This window comes from Pseudoalteromonas sp. S16_S37 (assembly GCF_014694405.1).
Taxonomy (GTDB): Bacteria; Pseudomonadota; Gammaproteobacteria; order Enterobacterales; family Alteromonadaceae; genus Pseudoalteromonas.
The window spans coordinates 1-2,329 of record NZ_JAAUWV010000122.1 but is presented as its reverse complement, the minus strand read 5'-3'; the positions used below and the strand labels follow the sequence as shown (position 1 = coordinate 2,329).

General features: G+C 32.5%; 2 protein-coding genes. Both read right to left on the bottom strand.

Annotated elements, in window-relative coordinates; translation table 11 throughout:
* Window positions 1-62: 62 nt before the first annotated feature.
* On the bottom strand, window positions 63-1,823 hold the full coding sequence (locus HC733_RS21985) for a DEAD/DEAH box helicase (RefSeq protein WP_190367114.1): 1,761 nt from the start codon (window positions 1,821-1,823) through the stop codon (window positions 63-65).
* Window positions 1,795-2,208, bottom strand: a complete 414-nt coding sequence (locus HC733_RS21980) for a hypothetical protein (RefSeq protein ID WP_190367113.1) — start codon at window positions 2,206-2,208, stop codon at window positions 1,795-1,797. Before HC733_RS21980 ends, HC733_RS21985 begins: the two co-directional genes overlap by 29 nt.
* Between the last annotated feature and the right edge of the window lie 121 nt (window positions 2,209-2,329).

Below are 2,329 nucleotides of genomic sequence, written 5' to 3'. Positions count from 1 at the left end.
GCACACAAAAAGCAAAGGCTCAATTCGCAGCAAGCTCGTTGCTGCTAGTTTTGACGATGATTTTAGAGCAGAGCTTTTGTTTGGTTAACAGGAATTAACAAAGTGTGCTCGGGCCCTGCTATATCACTGTCATCAAGATAATTTAAATCCAAATAATTTTCGTTTTCTAAAACTTGATTTAATCGCACAAGCTTTAATTTTGCATTTTCACCTTCCTCATTACTTTTTTCAGCTAACGATTCGATTTTCTTCATATCATGGTTTAGTAAAAGTGGATTTTTCACTTCATCTTTTTTTAATCTAGACTTCAATTGCTCTACTTTATTCTTCATACTGCAAGTAGTGTAATTACCAGCATGTACAAAATGAGCCTCTGCTACAAGTTTATCTAGATTCTTATCTTTTTCACTAAAAACTTCATTAAGTCGATTAACCCTACCTACAAGATTTATTAAATCAGAATCGTTTACACCTCTAAGATCTAACATATACAAGTTATCGATTGGTAAATTAACTCCTTCAAGAACAACAGAATTAGCAATTAAAAAACTAACTCTAGCTTCTACCCCAAACTTATACTCAAGATACTCCTTTAAGATATCTGGCATTTGCCCATGGATATAAACTAAACCTTTTTTAATATATTCAACACTAAAGTGCTCTTCATGAATATATCTCGAAACTATTTCAGCAATTTCATTTAAGTATGCGTTGTTTTTATCAGGCAAATTGGCTGCTATTTCTTTAGCAAAGCTTTCTATTTTTCTCGGTGTTCTCAAGAAAACAAAATTTTTCTCTTTCTTGTTTTCCAAAATATATGACATATAGTCAATAGAATCGCTCTCATAAAAGAACTTTTGAACATAGCGGTTAAAAACATAGTTTTTATGATCTTCGTCGTGTAATTTAGCCCTCACTTCTTTAACATTTTTCTCAATTCTCGCCTCTTCAAATCTTTGCCCTATGTCTATCGCAAGATTATTCGGATCACTGATTAAAGGTGACAAATATATGGTGTTCGAACTTGGGTTAAGCCTTTTATTTCTTTTTATCAACCTCGACAGTAAAATCGACCTCGAATTGAAGTCAAATATCTTATGTGCCTCATCCACAATGAGAAAATCAAAACTCACACCTTGCTTTTTAAGAGCTCTCAGCGCCCTTTCTTGAGTCAAAACAGCGACAAAATCATTGCAATTAACAAACATTTCATCGTGAAAGTACAAATTTCTGTCTGGCAACTCAGCATTTAGCTTTCTAAATGTTTGAGCTAAAAGGGACTTAGTTGGAACAATAACAGCAAATCGTTTTTTATTATTTTTCTTAATTAAGCTGACAATTGTCGAGCTTTTTCCAAACGAAGTGGGAGCAATAAAGGCTAAGTCTGCAGCCTGCTTTTCCAATATTAAGTCTCGAGCTGTATTTTGTTCATGAGTATCAACAATCCCATCAGATTTGTAACATTCGATCTGCTCACCAATCAAAACCTCTTCAAGAGAGTCATCATCAATTAGCTTGAACCTTTTGATGTGATTTGATATTGGGTACAACCCAAAGCTAAGGCTAAAATGATGAAGTGCCCGATAATCTTTAATAGAAATTGACACTAAAAGTATAATATAGTATGAAAAATCAAAATAAGTTCTTTTTCTTTTATCTTTCTCGTAGACATTAAGAAAAACAATCGCTACAGAGTAAAGATATTCAGCTTCATTTGAACTTAAACTTTTATTCAGAGTGATTTTTTTTATACAACTTTCAAATAGAGTGGAACTTAAATATTGTTTAAACAAATCAATTCTCCAAATATGAAATAAAGTCATTAATATTTCTACTTTTAATACAAAGTATAACTTTACTATTAGCTTCTAAATTTTTTATATAGTCATAGTCATCTTCGGCAACCTGATTTGGACAGGCATCTTTAGTAAGCCCAAAGATAGTAGAGCAAGGTATGATGTTTACCGATCTTACTTTTATATACTTACGTTCATCAAATTTATCTGCCAGCTTGTCTAGTTTTTTCTTTATACTTTGGCTGGTCTTCACGTCGCAATGGGAGGCATGATTGTAGGCATTTCTCCATGGGTTGTTTTTTCCTTTTTTACTTCTTCCTTCTACATAATTTTTGAGATCGGTGTAAGCTTCATTGATTTTTGACCTATGTGATTTGTTTTTTGTGCTAGGCAGAGTTGATTTACTCTCCATGAGCTAAGGTATCCCCAAAACTAGTGTTTATATATCAATAAGATGGAGATTTTAGAAATTTTGGAAAATGTGGGGAACATTCATGATGTTTAGTGATCTTATGAATCGCTAAATAAAAAAA